At 59.9% G+C, this 19,564-nt stretch carries 17 protein-coding genes; all 17 read right to left on the reverse strand.

The window, feature by feature from the left end; translation table 11 throughout:
- Positions 1-5: 5 nt before the first annotated feature.
- The 17 genes from pstA to AAAX72_RS00625 all read right to left on the reverse strand — a co-directional run bounded on the left by pstA (position 6) and on the right by AAAX72_RS00625 (position 19,175).
- Positions 6-911 (reverse strand): phosphate ABC transporter permease PstA, encoded by a 906-nt coding sequence (gene pstA / locus AAAX72_RS00545; RefSeq protein ID WP_006234250.1) that lies wholly within the window; start codon positions 909-911, stop codon positions 6-8.
- Between the two features lie 3 nt (positions 912-914).
- A complete protein-coding gene (gene pstC / locus AAAX72_RS00550; protein ID WP_349128539.1) occupies positions 915-1,841 on the reverse strand; it encodes a phosphate ABC transporter permease subunit PstC in 927 nt (308 codons plus the stop codon).
- A 1-nt stretch (position 1,842) separates the two neighbouring features.
- On the reverse strand, positions 1,843-2,679 hold the full coding sequence (locus tag AAAX72_RS00555; protein ID WP_349128540.1) for a phosphate ABC transporter substrate-binding protein: 837 nt from the start codon (positions 2,677-2,679) through the stop codon (positions 1,843-1,845).
- Positions 2,676-3,476: a polyphenol oxidase family protein gene (locus tag AAAX72_RS00560; RefSeq protein ID WP_349128542.1), complete on the reverse strand. Its 801-nt coding sequence runs from the start codon at positions 3,474-3,476 to the stop codon at positions 2,676-2,678. Before AAAX72_RS00560 ends, AAAX72_RS00555 begins: the two co-directional genes overlap by 4 nt.
- 210 nt (positions 3,477-3,686) lie before the next feature.
- On the reverse strand, positions 3,687-4,841 hold the full coding sequence (gene ftsZ / locus AAAX72_RS00565; RefSeq protein WP_349128544.1) for a cell division protein FtsZ: 1,155 nt from the start codon (positions 4,839-4,841) through the stop codon (positions 3,687-3,689).
- Positions 4,842-5,039: 198 nt separating this feature from the next.
- Positions 5,040-6,035 carry an FtsQ-type POTRA domain-containing protein gene (locus AAAX72_RS00570; RefSeq protein WP_244261733.1) on the reverse strand — a complete coding sequence of 332 codons (996 nt, stop codon included), beginning with the start codon at positions 6,033-6,035 and terminating at the stop codon, positions 5,040-5,042.
- Between the two features lie 217 nt (positions 6,036-6,252).
- Positions 6,253-7,164 carry a UDP-N-acetylmuramate dehydrogenase gene (gene murB / locus AAAX72_RS00575; protein ID WP_006234257.1) on the reverse strand — a complete coding sequence of 304 codons (912 nt, stop codon included), beginning with the start codon at positions 7,162-7,164 and terminating at the stop codon, positions 6,253-6,255.
- 5 nt (positions 7,165-7,169) lie between these two features.
- Positions 7,170-8,588 (reverse strand): UDP-N-acetylmuramate--L-alanine ligase, encoded by a 1,419-nt coding sequence (gene murC / locus AAAX72_RS00580; RefSeq protein WP_349128546.1) that lies wholly within the window; start codon positions 8,586-8,588, stop codon positions 7,170-7,172.
- 97 nt (positions 8,589-8,685) lie between these two features.
- A complete protein-coding gene (gene murG / locus AAAX72_RS00585; RefSeq protein WP_006234259.1) occupies positions 8,686-9,801 on the reverse strand; it encodes an undecaprenyldiphospho-muramoylpentapeptide beta-N-acetylglucosaminyltransferase in 1,116 nt (371 codons plus the stop codon).
- Entirely contained in the window at positions 9,791-11,152 is a 1,362-nt protein-coding gene (gene ftsW, locus AAAX72_RS00590) for a putative lipid II flippase FtsW (protein WP_260699167.1), read from the reverse strand. Before ftsW ends, murG begins: the two co-directional genes overlap by 11 nt.
- Positions 11,153-11,319: 167 nt before the next feature.
- A complete protein-coding gene (gene murD, locus AAAX72_RS00595) occupies positions 11,320-12,726 on the reverse strand; it encodes a UDP-N-acetylmuramoyl-L-alanine--D-glutamate ligase (RefSeq protein WP_006234261.1) in 1,407 nt (468 codons plus the stop codon).
- A 9-nt stretch (positions 12,727-12,735) separates the two neighbouring features.
- The gene (gene mraY / locus AAAX72_RS00600; protein WP_195544186.1) at positions 12,736-13,755 is read right to left on the reverse strand and encodes a phospho-N-acetylmuramoyl-pentapeptide-transferase; all 1,020 of its coding nucleotides are present in this window, start codon (positions 13,753-13,755) and stop codon (positions 12,736-12,738) included.
- Positions 13,756-13,758: 3 nt separating this feature from the next.
- Entirely contained in the window at positions 13,759-15,183 is a 1,425-nt protein-coding gene (gene murF / locus AAAX72_RS00605; protein ID WP_349128548.1) for a UDP-N-acetylmuramoyl-tripeptide--D-alanyl-D-alanine ligase, read from the reverse strand.
- A 127-nt stretch (positions 15,184-15,310) separates the two neighbouring features.
- Positions 15,311-17,011 carry a penicillin-binding protein 2 gene (locus tag AAAX72_RS00610; RefSeq protein ID WP_349128550.1) on the reverse strand — a complete coding sequence of 567 codons (1,701 nt, stop codon included), beginning with the start codon at positions 17,009-17,011 and terminating at the stop codon, positions 15,311-15,313.
- Between the two features lie 182 nt (positions 17,012-17,193).
- Positions 17,194-17,664, reverse strand: a complete 471-nt coding sequence (locus AAAX72_RS00615; RefSeq protein ID WP_349128551.1) for a hypothetical protein — start codon at positions 17,662-17,664, stop codon at positions 17,194-17,196.
- 90 nt (positions 17,665-17,754) lie between these two features.
- On the reverse strand, positions 17,755-18,720 hold the full coding sequence (gene rsmH, locus AAAX72_RS00620) for a 16S rRNA (cytosine(1402)-N(4))-methyltransferase RsmH (RefSeq protein ID WP_006234266.1): 966 nt from the start codon (positions 18,718-18,720) through the stop codon (positions 17,755-17,757).
- A gap of 20 nt (positions 18,721-18,740) precedes the next feature.
- On the reverse strand, positions 18,741-19,175 hold the full coding sequence (locus AAAX72_RS00625) for a division/cell wall cluster transcriptional repressor MraZ (RefSeq protein WP_006234269.1): 435 nt from the start codon (positions 19,173-19,175) through the stop codon (positions 18,741-18,743).
- Positions 19,176-19,564: the final 389 nt, after the last annotated feature.

Here is a 19,564-nt window from a genome sequence, read left to right on the forward strand (position 1 = left end):
CTTAACTAGCGACGCTTGCGCGACAGGAAGCGCGCAAACAGGTTGAAGGCCAGAATGATCACCATCAGCAAGAGCGCGGTGCCGTAGGCTGCGTTCATGTTGATGCCGTCGTTGGCAAGCAGGTACAGGTGAACCGTCATGGGGCGGCCGGAATCGAGCGGCGAAATAGGTAGATTGATGGCCTGCCCCATGGTGTAGAGCACCACCGCGGTCTCGCCAATGGCACGGCCGATGGCGAGGACGATGCCCGTGGCAATACGGCCAAAGGCAGAAGGAAGCACGATCTTGGAGACAACCTGCCACTTGGTGGCGCCCAGACCGTACGCGCCCCAACGGATATAGCGCGGAACGGCGCGAATGGCCTCTTCGGTGGTGCGCATGACGATGGGAAGCATCAAGAGCGCGAGTGCCAGGGCGGCAGAGACCATCGAAAGGCCCAAGCCCATGGCCTCGACAAACAAGGCGTAGCCAAACAGACCCATAACGATGGAGGGCACCGAGGCCAAAGCGTCAGCAGCGTAGCGAATGAGCTCGACGACCTTGCCCTGCTTGGCGTACTCGGCCAGATAGACGGCTGCCAGCACAGCGATCGGCGTGCAGATAAGCATGGCGAGCGCCGTCACATAGACGGTCGAGACGATCGTGGGCCAAATACCGCCCTCGGCGTTGACGCCCTGGGGCCAACCGAAGATAAAGTCGAGCGAGATGTGTGGCAGGCCGTTGATGACCACGTAGGCGATGATAGCGACCAGCACCAGCGTGGTGATGTAGGCAGCGGCACGGAACACGCCAAGCATGATCTTGTTGGACAGGTCCTTGTTGATGCGGCCCTTCTTGCCGTGGGAAAGGGCACGCTTGATGCGCTCGCGCGACGAGGTCGTATCGACCGTCGTGTCAACGGAATCGGACATAGCCTACCCCCTCTTCTTCTTGGAAATCAGACGGACGATGCCCACCAGCGTGGCGGAGATGATAAACAGGACCACACCCATGCCGAACAGCGCCGAGCGGTGCAGACCCGAGGAATAGCTCATGTCGAGCGCAATCTGGCTCGTGAGCGTCGAGATGGGGCTCGCGATGCTGTCGGGAATAACCGGGGCGTTACCTACGACCATGAGCACGGCCATGGTCTCGCCGATGGCACGGCCCATACCCAGCACGATGGCATCAACGATACCCAGCTTCGCGGCAGGTAGCACGACCTTATAGATGGTCTGCCACTTGGTGGCGCCCATGGCATACGATGCCTCGCGAATGCCCATGGGAATGGAATTGAGAGCATCGATGGTGAGCGTGGTGATGGTAGGGACGATCATGATGGCGAGCACAAACCACGCCGTCAGCGCACCAAAACCAAGGCCGTCGGTCAGTTGTGCGATAAACGGGCGGATGATGATCATGCCGAAGAAGCCGTAGATGATGGAGGGGATGCCCGCCAGCAGGTCGACGGCGGGGCTGATGAGCTTGCGCACGCGCTTACTGGCGATCTCGACCAGATACACGGCGGTGCCCACACCCAACGGCACGCCCATGGCAAGGGCACCGACGGTCACCAGACCAGAACCCGCCAGCAGCGACATAATGCCGTAATGACCCTCAGAGGGCGCCCACGTAAAGCTAAAGAAATCCGCCAGGCCGATGTCGGTAAAGACCGGCAGCGCCGAGTACGTGGTAAAGACAAAAATCAGGATGACGGTGACGACCGCCAAGAACGCGCAGGCAAAGAAGATCCACTGCAGTGCCTTCTCCTTGATATAGGTACTGTGCGATACGAGCGCCAGCTCGCGCTTCTTGGGCGTCTGAACATTCTGCTCAGTCTGGGAGTTTTCCTGTGCTTCCATGCTACTCACTCCCCTTCTCGTCGTTGGTGACGGGAATAAAGCCCGCCTCGCGAATCTGCTTGTCCATCTTTTCGGACGTCACATAGTCGATGTAATCCTGCGCTTGCTGCGAAGGCGTTCCCTTCACAAAGAAGTAGAGGTCACGCGAGATGGGATAGCCGCCACTTGCGACCGTCTTCTCGGATGCCTCGACATGGTTGACCGAAACGGCCTTGACCGAGGTCTTAGCGTTGAGGCTCTCGACAAAACCCAGCGAGATGTAGCCAATAGCGCCACGCGAGCGGGACACGACATCGCGTACCTGACCCGTGCCCGAAAGAACAGCCGAGCGGCGATCGAACGGCGTGCCGTCCATCACGATAGTGCGGAAGGCCTCGCGCGTACCGGACGCCTCGTCGCGGTTGATAACCTGAATCTTCAAGTCCTCGCCACCAACCTCTTTCCAGTTGGTAATCTTGCCGGCGTAAATATCGCGGAGCTGCTCGGTCGAGAGATTGTCGACCGGGTTGTCGTCGTTCACGATGACTGCAATGCCATCGTGCGCGATAACGATCGGGGTCAGGCCCAAATCCTGCTCGTCGACATTGAGGCCACGAGACGAGCTGGCGATATCGGCCGTGCCGGCGCTGACGGCCTCGATGCCAGCGGAAGAACCCAAACCGGAAACGAGCACGTCGATGCCGGTCTCCTCCTTAAAACCCTCGGCCGCGATCTCGGCAATGGGAAGGCAGGTGGTCGATCCGGCCACGGTAATAGAAGACGTAGAAGATCCCGAGGAGCAGGCGCACAGCGTGAGCGTGAGCACTGCTGCACTCAGGACCGATGCGATCTTTCTCATAGCATCACGCCGATCGCAGCATGGCGCCCACAGGTGCCGTCCTCGTTACGGTAGGAATAAAAGCGGTCGTTCTGACGCACAGTCGAAAGCTGGGTATCCACGATATTATCCGCGTCGACACCGACATCTACCAGCGCCTCGCGAATGGCAGCGGAAAGATCGAGCATGCGAGAGGCACTCGCATCGATGCAAGAGAACTCGGCGGCAAAGCGATCCATGAGTTCCTGGGATACCTCATATTCGTCACCCAAGATATGGGGGCCGATATAGGCGGAAACATTGCTCGCATCGCAGCCGGCAGCATCGCAAAGCGCCTGGCACGCCTTGGCAGAAATACGTGCAATCGTGCCCTTCCAACCGGAGTGCACCACGGCAAATCCGCCAGGGGCCTCCAGCACCACGGGAACGCAGTCGGCAAAGCAGAGCAGCACGGGCACGTTATGCGCCGTGCAGACGATGGCATCACAGCCCTCGGCAATCTGCTCGCGAACGTCCTCAAGGTCATCGGCGCCGTTCGAGGTCACCGCAACGATATGATCACCATGGACCTGATTGGGAACGAGCAGGTTGTGCTCGCACTCGGCGGCACCCATAGCTTCGAGCGCACGACGACGATTTTCTTGAACAGCAAAGGGGTCATCGCCAACATGCGAGCCCAAGTTGAGTGAGGAGTACGCATCTTCGGAAACGCCACCGGCGCGCTCGGTGAAGGCAAAGCGAACATCGGATGTCGCGCCCTCCACCAACGTAACTCCATCATGGTCGACACGCGAAACGTTGTCCGCACGTGCTGCCATACTAAAGCCTCCTAATAACACAAGTACCACGGCATCGCCGCTACAGCCCGCGTTTATACGGCTGTCATACTTCTCTAAAAGGATACCTGCTGCGCTGGAGGCAATCGTAAAGGGAACGTAAAGAGATTGGAGGTTCTAGTTTACAAAGTCGAAATAAAAAGGGCGCGTCCATACGGACACGCCCCTGTGCACAACAATGCAAAGAACGACTTAGAAGCTACCGCGCTTCAGGAAGTCGGGAAGCTCGAACTGATCGTTGCCGAAGTTAGGAAGCTCGGTGCCACCGATGTTGCGGGTCGGAGCGGCCTGAGCCGGGCTCGTGGCAGGAGCGGTGCGCTGCGGCTCAGCGGAGGCAGCGGCCTTGCTCTGAGACTGCTGAGCAGCAAAGAGCTCGTCCTGACGGTTGACGTTGGAGTCGGAGAAGCCCGTAGCGATGACGGTGATACGCACCTGATCGCCCAGGGACTCGTCGACAACGGTACCGAAGATGATGTTGGCCTCGGGGTCGACGGCGTTGGCGACAACGTCGGCGGCGTCGCTGATCTCCTGGATGCCCAGGTCCTTGGAACCGGCGATGGAGAGCAGCACGCGCGTGGCGCCATCGATGGAGCTCTCGAGCAGCGGGCTGGAGATGGCCTGCTGGGCAGCGTCGACGGCACGGGTATCCCCAGAAGAGGTACCGATACCCATCATGGCGGTACCGGCCTGCTTCATGATGGTCTTAACATCGGCGAAGTCCAAGTTGATGATACCGGGGACGGTGATGAGGTCGGTGATGCCCTGGGTGCCCTGGGAAAGGACGCCATCGGCAATCGCGAAGGCCTCGAGCATGGTGGTCTTCTTCTCGGCGATGTCGAGCAGCTTATCGTTAGGGATGACGATCATGGTGTCGACGCAATCGGAGAGGGTCTTAATGCCCTCCTCGGCGCTCTTCTTGCGCTTGCGGCCCTCGAAGGTGAAGGGCTTGGTCACGACGGCGACGGTCAGCGCACCGACCTCGTTCATCGCGATATCGGCAACGATGGGAGCAGCGCCGGTACCGGTGCCACCGCCCTCGCCGCAGGTGATGAACACCATGTCAGCGCCAGCGAGCGCCTCGGCAATGTCGTCGCGGGACTCATCGGCAGCCTTGCGGCCAACCTCGGGGTTGGCGCCGGCGCCCAGGCCGCGGGTAAGGTCGGTGCCGATGTGCACCTTGATATCGGCATCAGAGATCGCGAGTGCCTGAGCATCGGTGTTGATGGCAACAAACTCGACGCCGCGGATGCCCTCTTCGATCATTCGATTGACCGCGTTGGTACCGCCGCCGCCGACGCCGACCACCTTAATGACGGCAAGGTAGTTGTTGATCTCTGTCTCGTGCATGTCGGTCCTCCGAACAAAGGTTATAGCCATAGCATGGGTCGACCCCGCGCACATTAACCTTCAGGTTGAAAGTAAATGCAAAGGTAAACCGTATTATGGTTGCACATTATGAACGTATCAGTCAAATAATTGACCGTGAAAACCAAACAAACCAGATAAACGGCGTGGTATGACCCCTCAACAAAGCATCAACCAGCGCTACGAGGTCGGAGCGTTCCTAAATGTATAGTTACCCGGAGAGCGCACATTGATATACGTTACGCCCTCTACCTGCGAAAGCAGCTTGGTGACTACGCGCTCCTTCTTGACGATATCGTTCGAATCACCCAGCGACACCTCAATGCCGTTATTGAGGTTTGCCGAGATGGCTTCGACCGAAGGCGTGGAAATATCCTTGACTTGTCCCAAGAACTCGCTCGAAAAACCACGCACATAATCCAAGCCAGCCTTAACGGCCTTGGAGCTCACCGCCTGGCCGGAAACCGGAGCGACATCCGCCGAGACATCAGTCAACAACACCGCGCCATAGTGCTTAGCGAGCGCCAGCGCGGCATCAATGCCGGTCAGGGTATTTGAGCCCTGCCCCGTCGTGATGACGTTGCCCTGGTCATCCACTTCGACCGACGTCGACAGCGGGGCGATCCAGGTGTCATCATCCCCGATGGCCCAGGCAAGGTCATCGGAGCTGATATAGGCAATTGCGATGACCTTGCGCTCCATCGGCGTAATGATGAGCGTATGCGGGAACTGACGCTGGACATCCACGCCCGACACCCACGGGTTCTGCTTGAGGTCCTCGGTAATCTGGTCAGGATCGACGTTAAAAAGCGACGTTCCCTCGGGCAAATCGATCAGCTGGATAGCATCGTGCTTCGTCACATGCTCGCTGCCTTGAATCTGAATATCAGTGGCGGTAAACAATCCAGAGTTGATCACCACGACGGCAACGACGACGAGCACGGCCAAGACGGCCAGAACGCCGCCCACGATTTTGCCTTTGCCTGTAACGAGAGAAGCGGCGTCTGACGTTTTATTTGCCATCGCCCCAAGTGAAGACAACGGGTTGACGCCTTTTTTACCCGAAGGCTTCTTGGCGGTAGCCGGCACCGATGTCAGCGAGCGCGGTTTCGATGCGCCCAGCGTGCGACCCGGACGCGCCGCCTTAGTTCCCGTCGAGGGCTTAGGAGTTGCCATGGGACGGGCAGGTTTGGCGCCCATAACAGGCTTTGACGTCACCGAGGGACGCGAGGACTTTTTTGCGGCCGGACGATTACCGAGCTGCGAGCCGACAACCGGACGACTGGTCTGTCGAGCATGCCCGACAGACTTAGAGTGCGCGACGGTATTGCGTTGAGGTTTGGCAGGCGCGCCGGAACGCCCTCCGGCGCGGCGGAAGGTGGGTTTCGATGCTCTAGAAGCCGAGGAATTTAACTTCCGGTCTGAGCTCGATGCCATACGCCTCCCTCACCTTTCCGTGCACATGTCTGATAACCGCGGCAACGTCATCGGCCGAGGCAGTTCCGTTATTAACGATAAAATTAGCGTGAACGGGCGAAACTTCCGCGCCGCCAATCGAAAAACCCTTTAATCCACAATCCTCGATAAGCTTGCCCACGCTCGCATCGGGCGGATTGCGAAAGACCGACCCGCAGGATGCGCGACCCATGGGCTGTGTACGCTTGCGCCTCGTAAGGTACCGCTCCATGCGCTCGCGAATGTCGGCCTTGGGCGCCGGTTTAAGCTTGAGCACGCACTCGAGGATGATCTCATTGCGGGGAAGGCTACATTCGCGGTAGCCCCAAGTGATCTCGGACCCCGCATAATGCTTGATACCGGATGCCGGGTCAAACGTTACGACATCCTCAACCAGCGAGCCAATCCACTCGGTTCGTGTGCCGGCATTCATAGATATCGCACCGCCGACCGAACCAGGGATGCCAACGGCAAACTCAAGGCCCGAGAGGCTACGCGACAGGGCATCGTTGACCAAGCGCGCAAACATCACGCCCGCACCGACCGTCAGCGTACAACCGTCATCGGCAACAACCGTGCGCTGAAACTCACGTCCGAGCGAAATGACGGCACCGCGATAACCGCCATCGGCAACCAGCAGATTGGAGCCCTTGCCGATGATGACCCACGGCACCTGCTCGCGATCGAGCACCGCCACGGCACGGCGGAGGGCATGATAGCTATGGCACGTCACAAAGAGGTCGGCCTTGCCGCCGATACGATAGCTCGTATGACGCGCAAGGCGCTCGTCCTCGATCACATCCGTGTCGATCATGCCCGAGAGCGCCATGACGGCGTTAAACAGACCCATTAGACTTAAGCGTCTTTCTTGGCAGTCAGATACTCAATGAACTCGGGACCGACGGTCGTAACGTCACCAGCACCCATAGTGAGCAGCAGGTCGCCCTCGCCCACCATCTGCTCGAGCTCCTGATTAAGCTCAAGACGGCTGGAGCAGTACACGACCTCCTTGCCAGGATGCTTGGCGCGCACGGTATCGGCGAGCATCTTAGAGGTGACACCCGGAATGGGCATCTCGCCAGCCGAGAACACATCAATCAGCAGCAGTTTATCGGCATTGGCAAATGCATCGGCAAAGTCGTCGCACAGGGCCTGCAGGCGCGAATAGCGGTGCGGCTGGAACACGACGTCGACATGCTTGTAGTCCAGCGACGAAGCGGCAGCAAGCGTCGCCTTGATCTCGGTGGGGTGATGGCCGTAATCATCGACCACGGTGATGCCATCGATATCGCCCACGTGGGTAAAGCGACGGCGGACGCCCTCAAAGCTCGAGAGCGCCTTGGCGGCGGAGTCGATGTCAAGGCCCAGGACATGGGCGACGGTGAGCACCGCCGTGGCGTTGAGCATGTTGTGGCGACCGGGATTGCTCTTGATCTCCACAGCATGCTCAGTGCCGTCCTCAAAGCGAACGATAAAGTCACTCTGGATGCCCTTGACATCCGGGTGCATGCAGACGATGTCGTTGCTCTCGGCAAAGCCGTAGGAAAGCACGTGACGGCCCGTCGACTTGGCGAGCTCGACCAGATGCGGGTCCTCACCGCAGACGATGACGGTGCCGTCCTCGCCCACCAGGCTCATGAATTTGGCGAAAGTTGCCTCGATCTCCTCGATACCCGAGTAGTGATCGAGGTGGTCGGCCTCGACGTTGGTCACAATGACCACGTTGGGGTTCAGGAACAGGAAGGAGCTGTCGGACTCGTCGGCCTCGGCGACAAAGTAGTCGCCCGAGCCGTTCTTGCCGTTCGTGTCATAGCCCTCGACAATGCCGCCGATCAAGAAGCTCGGATCCAGGCCCATGCGGTCGAGCATGGTGGCGCACATCGAAGACGTGGTGGTCTTGCCATGCGTGCCGGCAACAGCGACGGTGGTGTAGCCGTGGCCCAAAGCAGAGAGCATCTTGGCACGGGGCCACACGGGAATACCAAGCTCGCGAGCGCGCACGAGTTCAGGGTTGGACTCCGGAATAGCGGTAGAGACAACAACCACGTCGGGCTTGACCTCGTCGATCGTGGCGGCCTCATGGCCCACATGCACCTTCACACCAGCGCGGGTAAGCTGGCGGATATAACGTGACGTCTTAAGGTCGGAGCCGGTAACGGCATAACCGCGCTCGTGCAGAACGAGGGCGATGCCGCTCATGCCGGCGCCGCCGATACCGATAAAGTGGGCGCTCTTAAACTCGGGCGCGGAGGTTGCAGTCTGGGAATCAGCCATGTGCTCGTGTACTCCTTGCGTAAACACTGCCTGTAACCCGTTAACTGTACCGCACCAACCGCATCAGCGCGAGGGCGACCGACGATATCCCGTCTAACTAACGCAAACCCTCTACCGCATCCGCCAGAAGAGCGGCGGCCCTATCCTGAGCCAGACCACGCGCCGCCTGACGCATGGCGTCGCGCGCCGCCGCGTCATCGACCAGGTGCAGCAGCTCATCGGCAAAGGCAGAACCGTCGATATCGGCATCGGCGCAGAGCACGCCGGCCCCGGCGTCGACCAGATAACGGGCATTGGTGGTTTGGTGATCGGCCGTGGCGTGCGGGTACGGCACGAGCACCGAAGGCACGGCGAGTGCAGCGATCTCGGCCACGCTCGATGCGCCCGAACGCGAGAGCACCAAATCGGCAGCAGCCAGCATATCGCCCATGTTGTCGATGTAAGGCTGGACGCGGTAACGCTTCGCCTCCTCGGGCGTCAGCGCCAAAGCGCGCTCGGTCTCCTCAAAGCCGTCGGCACCCGTCGAATGCAACACATAGAGGTTCTTGCGCGAAAGCAGCTCGTTTTTGAGCGAAGCCACGCGCTCGTTGAGGTGCTGGGCGCCAAGTGAACCGCCAAAGACGAGCAGCAGCGTAGCGTCCTCGGGAACACCAAGTGCCTTGCGGCCGCGAGCGCGATCGCCCTCGATTACCGAGCGACGTACGGGGTTGCCGGTCATGAGCACGTGGCCAGGGTCACCTTCGCGCTCAAAGACCGAACGCGCTGCCGGCACCGAGATGCACACGCGGGCGGCGTGGGAGTTCATCATCTTGTTGGCCAGGCCCGGAACAGAGTTCTGCTCATGCAGCAGATACGGAACGCCCGCGCCCTTACACCACCCCAGCAGCGGAACCTCGACATAGGCACCAAAACCAATGGCGGCATCGGGCTTGCCAACCTTTGAGAAATGACTGGCGAGCGCACGTTTGGCCTTGTTGACACGCCACAGCGAGGTCAGCGCCGTCCAAGGACGGGAGCGGTCGAAGCCCGTGACCGTAATGGGCACAAAATCAAACCCAGCCTCGGGGACCAGACGACCCTCGAGCTTGCGCGACTGGCCCACGAACACAACGTGGTGACCACGGTCACGCAGCTCTTCGGCCAAGGCGAGCGCGGGGTTGATGTGTCCTGCCGTGCCGCCGGCTGCAATAGCAACGGTCATTTTATCGGTCATGGTAGTCCCTTCGTACACGCGGTCCCTGGTCGTCGGTGCGCAGACGCGCCGACGGGTCCGAGTTCAAATCGATTCGATTATATCCGCCGCCCGCGTTGCGAGGGCTGGGGCGCTGCGGACGGCCTTGCGGAGCCGTTCGCGAGCGTGGACGAGCTGCCGGCTCGGATGCAGAACCATCCAGAACGGTAAAGCCGCTACGCGAAGGTCGTTCACCGCGCACATGGGCTACGCCGGCGGTGCTCTCGTCCATAACGGCAAAGCTCTCACGGCGACGGTCATACTCATCGCGGCGGGCGCTCTCGTACGAAACGCGCAGGATCAACCCGGCAAGCATAAGCGACACAATAATCGACGAACCGCCGTAGCTAATAAACGGCAACGGTTTGCCCGTCATGGGAAACACGTTGAGGATGCCCAGCGCGTTAATCAAAAACTGCACCGCGAGAATGACCGCGGAGCCAGACGCCATGAGCGCGCCCCGGCGATCGGTCGCCTGCTCGGCAATGCGAAACGCCGAGTAGATCAGCATCGCAAACACCAAGAAGAACAGCACGGTTCCGACAAAACCGACTTCCTCGCCAATGATGGCCAGGATGTAGTCGTTGTGCGCTTCGGGCAGATACGAGTACTTCATGGTTGAGTTGCCGATGCCGCGGCCGAACAGACCGCCCGAGGCAAAGGCCATGATGGCAAGCGTGGCCTGATAGCCGTCACCATACTCGTCGGCCCAAGGGTTCAAGGCAACCTGAATACGCACCATACGGTACGGCTCTGCGACAAGCGCAATCACGATCACGAGAATGCCGAAGATTAGCACGCCGATGATAAATCTGGGGTCGAGACCCGCAAACAACGCCATGCACATGAGGGTCAACAGGATGATCAGGACAGTACCGAAATCGGGCTGGATAAAGATCAGAAAGAGCGAAATGCCCAGGTAGATGCCCATCTTGCGAAGGAATTCGTTGATGTTGCCACCGGGCGAAAAGAAGCGATCAAGCATGATGGCCGAATACGCAATGGCAAATGGCTTTAAAAACTCGGAAGGCTGGAACTGAATACCGGCGATGTTGAGCCAGCGCGTGGCGCCACGGCTGCCGCTGCCCACCAAGAACACCAGAAGCAGTAGCCCTATCATGCCGATGAGGAAGATCCTGAGCACATCCTCCCCAAACCAGCTGTCCGGCAAAACGCGCACGATGGCAATCAGCGCCAGAACACCGACCACGGCAAACGCGGCCTGTCGACCCAGAAAAAACGTCGCCGAGCCATTCTCGTGCAGCGCCTCGACCGAAGACGCCGAGTACACCATCAGCAGGCCAAAGCATACCAAGGTAAACAAGCAGGCCATGAATATCAAACGGGGGCGCATGATACGGGCGGGAACGCCGGCAATATAGCGTTCGCTAAACGACTGCCCACCGCGGCTGGAACACGATGTGATGCGCCGTGAGGAAGCACGGTCCGAGTCGGGCCTCCTCATACCTTGTCGGGGGCTCTCCTCTCTCACCGCAACCCCTATTCCATTTGTGATTTCGCTGTAGCGGCAAGCTGAGCCACGTAGTCCTTAAACACGCGGCCGCGCTCCTCATAGCCCGAGAACTCATCGAACGAAGAGCAGGCAGGTGAAAGTAAGATCACGTCACCACGGCTCGAAAGCGAACGGGCAACGTCCACGGCGTCGCGTAGGTCATCCGCCTGGGCGATATCCACATCGCCATCGACATCGGCCTCGTCCATAGCGGCGGTGAAGCGCTCGCGCGCATCGCCAAAGCAGACGACCGAGCGTACGTTATCCATAACAACGCGCGCGAAGTCCGTGAGCGGCGTGCCCTTATCGTGGCCGCCGAGCAGCAAGATCACGTCGTCATCGGGAAATGCCGTCAGCGCCTTCTCGACCGCATCGGTGTTGGTCGCCTTGGAATCGTTGACGTAGCGCACGCCGTCAATCTCGCCACACGGCTCCACGCGGTGCTCGAGCGGCTGGAACGAGGCAAGACCGCGGCAGACACCATCGACATCGGCACCGACCGCCAAGGCAGCCGTGGCAGCGCACAGGGCATTGATAACATTGTGATGGCCCGAGATCTTGAGCTCGGATGTAGCGATGAGCGGGGTCTCGACGCCCTTCAGACGCACGATCATCTTGCCATCGCGCACAAAGGCGGCATCCTCGCCCTCAGGCTCGTCAAAGGCAACCTTGCAGATGCGACGACCCGGCGTGTAGATGTACTCATCGAACTCGTGAATGCCGGCGTCTTCGACGTCGACAACCACCAGATCGTCATCGACCATATTGTCAAACAGTTTGATCTTGGCAAGCGCATAGTTCTTATGGCTCTTATGCCAGCCCAAGTGGTCGGGAGTGATGTTGAGCAGCACCGCCACGCGGGGGTGGAGCTCGGTTGTCGTAGCAATCTGATAGCTCGAGAGCTCAGCCACAAACCACTCGTTGTGGGCTCGGCCGTCAATCTCGTTGACCGGCGGCTCGCCGATGTTGCCGACAGCAACGCTGGCCTCGCCGGCAGCCTTAAGCAGAAAATCAGTCAGCGACGTGGTGGTCGTCTTGCCGTTGGTGCCCGTGATGGCAATCCAGTTATCGGGCGACAGGCGATAGGCAAACTCGGGCTCACCCATAATCTGGGCGGCATGCTCGCGCCCGGCCTTAAAGAAGCCCGAGAACTCCGAGATGCCCGGGCACGTCACGCATACGTCATAGGCGCCCTCGACCTGTTCGGTCCCATAGACAAACGACGCACCAGCAGCCTCGAGCGCACGCGTGGCGTCATTGGGCTCAGAGGTGCCGCCGCCATACACGGTAACGGCGCTTACGCGCTCGGGATGTGCCAGCGCCCAGCGGGCGACATCGAGACCGGATTTGCCCTGACCCAAAACGAGCAGGCTAAAAACATCAGCAAGAGGCATGAAAGACCACTATCCCAACTGGAAGAACAGGGCAAGGCCAACGGCACCAAAGGCCGCAGCGATAATCCAAAAACGGATGACGACCTTGGTCTCGGCCCAGCCCTTCTTTTCGAAATGATGATGGATGGGCGCCATAAGGAAGACGCGCTTGTGCGTAAAGTGGAAGTAGACAACCTGAATCATGACCGACAGGGTCTCAACGATAAACAGGCCGCCGATGATGAGGGAGACGACCTCGGTGTTGGTCATGATGGACGTGCAGGCAAACGCGGCGCCCAGGGCAAGCGAGCCGGTATCGCCCATAAAGATGCTCGCCGGATAGCAGTTGAACCACAGAAAGCCCAAGCAGGCACCGGCACACGCGGTGCAGAAGATGGACAGGTTCACGTCTCCGTGCAAAAACGCCATGGCAGCCATGGCGAGCATGGCAATCATGGAGGTGCCACCAGCAAGACCGTCAAGGCCATCGGTCAGGTTCACGGCATTAGAAAGACCGGCGATCATCAGCCAGCAAAAGACAATGTAGAGCCACGGGAACGAAAGGCCGCAGATAGTGGTCGAAAGAACACCGAGGTCAATCGCCAGGCCGCCGGGAAAACGAATCTCGGGGGCGACGCCGCACCAGTTAACGGCAAGTACCGTAAAGGTGACACAGATAATGGTTAGACCGATCATCTTGGCATGGGGCGTCAGACCGAGCGAGCGCCCATGCGTAACGGAGGTTAGGTCGTCAATCAGGCCCAGCACGCCGGTCGCCAGCGTGGCGAGCAGCACGAGCACGAGCTCGGTGGTGAGCTTGCCCATCAGCAGGCAGGTCAGCGAGATCGCGACGAGGATGACAACGCCACCCATGGTGGGCGTTCCCTGCTTAACCAAATGACGCTTGGGGCCGTCGGCACGAACCTGCTGGCCGATACCCTCGACCTTAAGCAGCTTGATCCACCACGGCATGAGCAGTAGCGCAATGGCAGCGGCGATGCCAAGCCCCAAAAAAGCCTGATACGTTGGATACGAGGGATTGCCGAACATGGGCTAGCACACACCTTCCACAAAGCGGTCGAGCTCAACAAAGCGGGAACCCTTGACCAGTACAACATCATGTTTTTCAAGCGCGCCGCCCATGCGGTCGAGCACCTGCTGATAATCGGAGAACACCTGGATGCGGTCCTCATCCATACCCATCATACGTGCGGCATCGGCCATGAGCTGAGCCAGCTCGCCGCCCACGCACGCGAGCATGTCGAGCTTCTTGGCGGCGGCATAGGCGCCCACGAGCTCATGCATGCGGGGAGCCTCGTCGCCCATCTCGCCCATCTCGCCAAGGATCGCCATGCGCGAACCGTCACAAATAAGCGAGCACAGCAAATCGAGGCCGGCAGCCATAGACTCGGCACTGGCGTTATAGGAGTCGTCGATGATGCGCGCTCCGCTCTTGGCGCGCTTGATCTCCTGACGGTGACCGGTGATCGTGAGGCCTCTAAAGGCAGCATCGATCTGCTCGGGCGTCACGCCCAGGCGATAGGCAACCGCGGCGGCCTTAACGGCATTAGGAACGGACTGCACGCCGGGGATGGCAAGCATGGTATCGATCGTCTCACCCTGGCCAAAATCGAGCGTAAAGACCGGACGGCCCTCGTCATCAACACGAATGTCGCGGGCACGGACCTCATCATCGTCCGAGACGCCGGCCAGCATCACGTCGATACCAGCAGGCTGGGCGAACGTATCGCGAATGAACGGCGTAAAGTCGTCCTCGCCGCCCAAAACCAGCAGCGGTAAGAAGTCGCCGGCGGCGCACATACCCTGCACAATCTCGGCCTTAGCGCGGGCGATGTTCTCGCGGCTACCCAAAATGCCGATATGAGAGGTACCGATCTTGCTCACGATGGCAAGGTTGGGATCGGCGGACTGGGACAGGCGCTCGATCTCGTGGAAATGGTTCATGCCCATCTCGAGCACCAGGACCTCGGTATCGGCCGGAGCGGAAAGCACCGTGAGCGGCATGCCGATCAGGTTATTGAAATTGCCCTTGGTGGCCCAGACACGATAGCGCTTGGCGAGCACAGCGGCGAGTACGTCCTTGGTCGTCGTCTTGCCGATGGAACCGGTAATGCCAACGACCAGGCAGCCAAGCTCCAGACGGTACGTGTGCGCCAAACGCAGCAGAAACTCCTCGGGATCATCGGTCAGCAAGATGGCACAGCCCTTGTCCTGCGCCAGCGAGACCAGCTCGGCCTCGGGCTCACGCGTCATCACGACGGCGCCGGCACCCGACTGGACGGCACGGGAAGCAAAATCATTGCCGTCGACGTTTTCACCGGGAAAGGCGACGAAAATCGTCCCTTCCTCGACCTGACGCGAGTCGATAACGCACCCGCGGCATACCCGATCGGCTTCTCCCGTCACGGTTCGGGCCCCTGTTGCGGCCGCGAGGTTGTTGACGGCGATCTCTATCATTGCAGCTCCCCTGTAAACCTAATAATGCTATCGGCGTATTGTATCCCAGCGCCGCGCATGCGTGGTGCAGGGCATGTGAACACCCCTCATATGGGACAACAAACCACGCCCCAAAGATTGTAACCCCCTACTTCGTGTGCGGGATACCCAGCACGTCGAGCGCGTTGGCCATAATGGACTGGAACGGCACCGCAGCGGCATCCGAGCCGCTCGGCGTTCCGTCGAGCGTGATATAGCACAGCACCTTGGGCGATTGTGCCGGTGCAAAGCCCATAAAGGACGACATGTAGTTCTCCTTGAGGTAGCCGCCGTTCTCGTCGGCACGTTCGGCCGTACCGGTCTTACCCGCCACGTCATAGCCGTCAACCGCGCCGCCAACGCCCGTTCCCTCGGACACGACCGTCTGCATGCACGATGTCACCTGGGATGCGGCGTCCTCCGAAATCGCGCGCTCGCCTTCGCCCCAGTCCTTCTCGTCGCCTTTGCTGGACTTATAGAAGTGCGGTGTCATCATCACGCCGCCGTTGGCGATGCCGCCCACGGCACGTGCGATCTCAATCGGCGAGACGGACAGTGCCTGTCCAAAGCTCATCGAGCCCAGCGTGGCGCCGTCATACTGGTCACGCTCCTTGACGATACCCAGGCTCTCTCCCGGAAAATCGACACCCGAGCTGTGACCGATGCCCCACTTGTCCACATAGGCGGCAAAGTCGTCGGCACCGATCTTGCGCCCCACTAGGACAAAGCCCACGTTGGACGAACGGCGCATCATCTCGCGCACATCCATGGTCATGGCATAGTCGCGCTTGTCGGCATCGGTGACGGTATCGTCGCCCACCTTGATGCTCGCCGGCACCTCAAACGACGTACTCGATCGCACGACGCCCAAGTCGAAGCCGGCGCCCGCCACGAGCGTCTTAAAGACCGAGCCGGGCTCGTAGGCGTCGGTGACCAGGCGCAGATTCATATCCTCGGTCTTGGCATTCTCCAGATCGGTCTGGTCGTAGGTCGGGTACGAGCAGGCTGCCAAAATCTCGCCTGTCGTAGGATCGGTGACCAGCGCCGAGCCGTTCTTGGCCTTAGTCTTCTCAACTGCCTCTGCCAGGGCATCCTCGGCCGCACGCTGGATATTGACGTCGAGCGTCGTCACGATATCAACGCCGTCGACCGCAGCCACCTTTTTATAGACACCGCCCGCGATATAGCTGCCGTCCCTCGCGCGCTCGCGTACGAGAGAACCGTTCGTGCCGGTCAGAAGCTTGTTGTATTGCTTTTCGAGACCCGTCAAGCCGTCGTTGTCTACATTCACTACACCCAGCACCTGCGATGCCAGATTGCCGTATGGATATACGCGCTTCATGGCCTGCTCAAAAAGCACGCCGGGCAGGTTCTTCTTCTCCAGCGCCGCAACATCGTCTTCGTCCACCTGGCGCTTGATATACACCCAGGTTCCATCGGACTCAACGAGCTTGCGGCAGGTCTTTTTATCGATTCCAGTTGCCTTGACCAGCGCCGACACCGTCTTGTCGACATCCTCGACAAGCTGCGGGTTCACGGCGATGTTGCGACATTCGACCGACGACGCCAACACGTTGCCGTTGCGGTCGTAGATGGTGCCGCGTTTGGCATAGAGGGTCTGCGCAAGCAGGCGGCGCGCATCGGCACGCTCGCGCAGTTTATCGGCTTCGACAATTTGATAGTCGGCAAGGCGAAAGACGCCCAAGCCCAAGCCAAGCCCGATGAAGCCCATGACGGCTTTGCGGCGAGGCAGAGGTGCGCCTGTGAGCCATTCGGTCGACGGACTCTTGCGCGACCTGGTGTTATGCACTTGAGGGCCGCCCGAGCCGCGAAGTCGCGACGCCGGGTCGTTGCCACGGGACTGCCCGGCGTTGTAAGATTGCCGACCCGTTCCTTGATAACCAGAACGTCCCCGCGACGAGGGACGTCCAGAACCGCGGCCCCCATCGGAACCGCGGCGATAGTCATTTGTCATACTCAGCTACCGTCTTGCTACTGAGCGGTCGCGGTCGCGTTGGCGCTCGCGGCTGCATCCTGCGAAAAGTCAAGTGTAACGCTCTCGCTGGGCTCCACCATGCCATAAGCGCCCGCAAGGTCGCGAATGCGCGTGTCGGCGCCATAGACCGAATGCATGACCTCCAGGTCGGAGCTCTCATCGGTCGCCTTTTCGAGCGTGCTGGTAAGCTCGGCGTTACTGTTGAGCACCTGGGCCGTAACGCCGGCGAGCGCCACGCGGGCGACGCCGATCGTCATGAAGATAGCCGCAATGATGCAAAACGTTTTAAGAACGCTCATGAAAACCGGGCTTACCGCCTGGTTTGCCTGACGGCCCGCGCCCGTGTAGACATCAAAGCGCGGCGCGCGCTGCTCACGGGGAGCAACGGGGGCCTGCGGCGTCTCACGATAGGCGGGCATGGCGTTCATATCATAGGCGAGTGCTGCGCTTGAAGTGTTGTAGCCCATGATATGCCGCCTCCCATCCCGAGTACGTTGGTAGTGTGTTTAAGCTTCGTTTATGGTGCGAGCGGGAGGTCCAATATCGCGCGGTCGCGCCTACAGACGCTGCGCCACGCGGATCTTGGCTGATCTCGCCCGAGGGTTGCGCTCAACCTCATCAGGCTGGGCAACCAGGGGTTTGCGGGTGATGACCTTGAGTATCGGCACGTTGCCGCACACGCACACCGGAATCTCCGGCGGACACGTGCACCCCTGGCTCATCTCCTTAAAGTGGTTCTTTACGATACGGTCCTCGAGCGAGTGATACGAGATGACGCAGATACGTCCGCCCGGGTTGAGCCACCTGGTGGCGGCATCAAGCCCTCGTTCGAGCACATCGAGCTCGTGATTGACCTCGATGCGAATGGCCTGGAAACTTTTCTTGGCCGGGTGTCCACCATGCCGACGAGCGGCAGCCGGGATACCCGCCTTGATGATCTCGACAAATTGGCCGGTGGTTTCGATCGGTTCTTGCTCGCGGCGGCGCACGATCTCGCGCGCGATCTGCGAGGCGAACTTCTCTTCGCCGTAGACGCGTAGAATCCGGGCGAGGTCGTGTTCGTTATAGGTGTTGATGACCTCAGCTGCGTTTAAGGTGTTATTACCCGGATCCATCCGCATGTCCAATGGGGCGTCCTCGTTATACGAAAAGCCCCTGCCAGGGATATCGAGTTGCGGTGACGAAACGCCCAAATCGAACAGGAAGCCATCGACCCCGGGCACCTCGGCCGAGCAAAGCAGCTCGTCCAAGTCGCCGAAGTTGCCCTTCAGCAGCTGGTGCGGAACGCCGGGAACCTCGCGGTCCAGACGGGCGCCAGCGGCCTCGAGGGCCATGTCGTCCTGATCGACGCCGAGCAAAAGGCCCGTCTCCCCCACCTGCGCGGCCATCTTTACCGAATGGCCGGCACCGCCAAGGGTGCAATCGCAGACAACGGAGCCGCTCTTTAGCCGCAGCGACTCAAGCACTTCGCCGAGCATGACAGGTTCATGCCGATATTCTTGTGTCAAGATCCCACGCTCCATCCGTTACCCGTGCCTTGCCCTTACGAGAAGAAGAGGTCCAGCAGGGCCTCATCGTCATCGTCCTCATCGGCCGCGGCGCGATCCCAAACCTCAAGGTGGTCGTAGTTGCCCACAACCGTGACCTCGCGGTCGAGGTTCGCCTGCTTGCGGAGAGACTCGGAAAGACCGATACGACCGGCGCTGTCCACGTCCATCGACGTGGTGCGCTTGTTGATCGCCCTCATGAGCTTCTGGTCGTTAATGTCACGCGGGTTAAAACCCTCGTGGCCCTCACGACCCGCGAAGAGTCCTTCGACCCACTTATCGAAGGCCTCGGCAGAGAACACGTACAGAGCATCGACATCCAGGGCTTTGAACACGCGAACATGCTCTCCAAGCTCCTCACGAAGGGGTGCAGGCAGGGACAGACGACCTTTTGCATCGAGATTGCGCTCGTATGCACCAGTCATTCCCATGTGCGCCCTCCCCTCGGTTACTCAGATGGCACGTACGCGGGGAACCACCCCGCCTGTCGACGTGATTAATAATATGGGGAACCGCCCCATTTTTCAACACCTTTCCCCACCCCTTCCCCCACCCCGCCCCACTACTCCACTCACCATATATTGCAAAACACCCCCAAGCATATGTTCGAAAACACAATATGTTGTGTTTACAGCAACGGCGGGATGCCACCTGTAGAACCACGCCCGCGAACCTCAACCTTCAAGTTGACCTTGAGGCGATTTTTACGTCCCTTTACACGCCGTTCACATCGCCCCCAAACTCCCCCGCCCACGGTACACACGGCCCACCACCGCGTCGGTGTCTGGCGAAAAATGGAACGGGCCCCAGATTGCCCATG

The organism is Collinsella sp. CLA-ER-H8, assembly GCF_040092335.1.
Lineage (GTDB): Bacteria > Actinomycetota > Coriobacteriia > Coriobacteriales > Coriobacteriaceae > Collinsella.